At 78.6% G+C, this 1711-nt stretch carries 3 protein-coding genes and 1 pseudogene; all 4 read left to right on the top strand.

Annotation, left to right across the window (positions count from 1 at the left end):
• On the top strand, positions 1-761 hold a 761-nt coding region (locus tag ABEB16_RS09580; RefSeq protein ID WP_345712030.1), incomplete at its 5' end, for a type II secretion system F family protein.
• A gap of 162 nt (positions 762-923) precedes the next feature.
• Positions 924-1118 carry a hypothetical protein gene (locus ABEB16_RS09575; protein WP_425560149.1) on the top strand — a complete coding sequence of 65 codons (195 nt, stop codon included), beginning with the start codon at positions 924-926 and terminating at the stop codon, positions 1116-1118.
• Positions 1115-1516, top strand: a complete 402-nt coding sequence (locus ABEB16_RS09570; protein WP_345712029.1) for a TadE/TadG family type IV pilus assembly protein — start codon at positions 1115-1117, stop codon at positions 1514-1516. The genes ABEB16_RS09575 and ABEB16_RS09570 overlap by 4 nt, the downstream gene beginning before the upstream one ends.
• A pseudogene (locus ABEB16_RS09565) lies at positions 1513-1711 on the top strand (pilus assembly protein); the annotation flags it as partial. The gene ABEB16_RS09570 and the pseudogene ABEB16_RS09565, both read left to right, overlap by 4 nt.

The raw sequence follows: 1711 nt of genomic DNA, 5'->3' as shown, positions 1-1711 counted from the left end.
CGCTGCGGGGCCTGCAGCAGCTGCTGGCGCCGTTCGTGGCGGACGCCGCGGGGCAGGTGGAGCGCGTCCTGGGCGGGGCGGCGTCGGTGCGCCGGCGCCTGGACGCGGCGGGCAGCGGCCTGTCGGTGGCGCAGTTCCGCGCCGAGCAGGTGCTGTGGGGGTTGGCGGGTGCCGCGGTGGGCGCCGTCCTCGGCGTGCTGCTCGTGGCCTCCCGCGGTGGGTCGCCGGTGCCGGCGCTGCTGCTGTGGCTGCTGGCCACGGCCGGCGGGGTGCTGGGGCGCGACTGGGCGCTCACCGGGCAGGCGGACCGCCGCCGGGCCCGGGTGCTGGCGGAGTTCCCGGCGGTGGCGGAGCTGCTGGCGCTGTCGGTGGGGGCGGGGGAGGGCGCGGTCGCCGCCCTGGAGCGCGTCGGGCGCACGTGCACCGGGGAGGTGGCCGCGGAGCTGCGCCGGGTGCTGGGCGAGGTGCGCGCGGGCGTGCCGCTGGTGGTGGCGCTGGAGGCGTTCGCGGTGCGCTGCGACGCGCCCGTGGTCAGCCGGTTCGTCGACGCCGTGGTGGTGGCCGTGGAGCGCGGCACCCCGCTGGGTGACGTGCTGCGGGCGCAGGCCCAGGACGTGCGGGAGGCGGGATACCGCCGGCTCGTCGAGGCGGGGGGCCGCAAGGAGGTCCTGATGCTCGTGCCGGTCGTGCTGCTGGTGCTGCCGGTGACGGTGCTGTTCGCGGTGTACCCGGGCCTGGTGGTGCTGCGGCTCGGGCCGTGAGCGCCGGGGTGCACCGGGGCGGGACGCTGCCCGGGAGGTCCGGGTGGTGGTGGGACGAGGACGCCGCGGGTGACGCGGTCGACGCAGAACGGGGTGGGACGAGTGGTTGGACGGGGCGATCGGGTGGGCGCCGGTGGGCCGGCAGCGGCGGTGGTGGCGCTCGTGTGCTGCGAGGTGCTGCTGCGCGCGCGGGTGCGGGCGGTGGTGTCGTCGGGTCGGGACCGCGGCGACGTGCCGGGTTGGGTGCTGGTGACCCTCATGACCGCGGGCCTGGTCGTGGGGTTGTGGGCGGTGGCCGGGCCACGGCTGGAGGCGATGTTCACCCAGTCCATGGACCGGGTGCTCGCCCAGCTGTGAGGGCCCGCCCGGCGGGAGCCGGTGGCGACGCCGGCTCCGCGGTCGCGGAGTTCGCCGCGGTGGGGGCGCTGCTGACGGTGCTGTTCCTGCTCGTGGTGCAGGCCGGCCTCGTGCTGCACGTGCGGGCCACGGCCGTCGACTGCGCCTCCGAGGGGGCCCGCTTCGGGGCGCTGGCGGGCAGCTCGCCCGCGGCGGGCGCGGAGCGGACCCGGCAGTTGCTGCGCACCTCGCTGTCGCCCCGCTACGCGGAGGACGTCAGCGCCGGGGTCGTGGACGCGGGTGGGGTGCCGACCGTGGAGGTGCGGGTGCGCGCTCCGCTGCCGGTGGTCGGCCTCGTGGGGGTCGGCCGCGCGCTGGACGTGCGCGGGCACGCCGTGCAGGAGGAGGCGTCCCCGTGAGGGGCGCCCGGGACGCGGGCAGCGCCGTGGTGGAGTTCCTCGCCGTGGGGGTGCTGCTGCTGGTGCCGCTGCTGTACCTGGTGCTCTGCCTGGGCCGGGTGCAGGCGGCGACCTTCGCCGCCGAGGGCGCGGTGCGGGAGGCGGCGCGCATCGTGGCCGCCGAGCCGGACGTCGAGCTGGCGCAGGGGCGCGCGG

It is taken from the genome of Kineococcus glutinatus, from assembly GCF_039542765.1.
Lineage (GTDB): Bacteria > Actinomycetota > Actinomycetes > Actinomycetales > Kineococcaceae > Kineococcus_A > Kineococcus_A glutinatus.
This window is presented reverse-complemented; position numbering and strand designations above follow the sequence as displayed.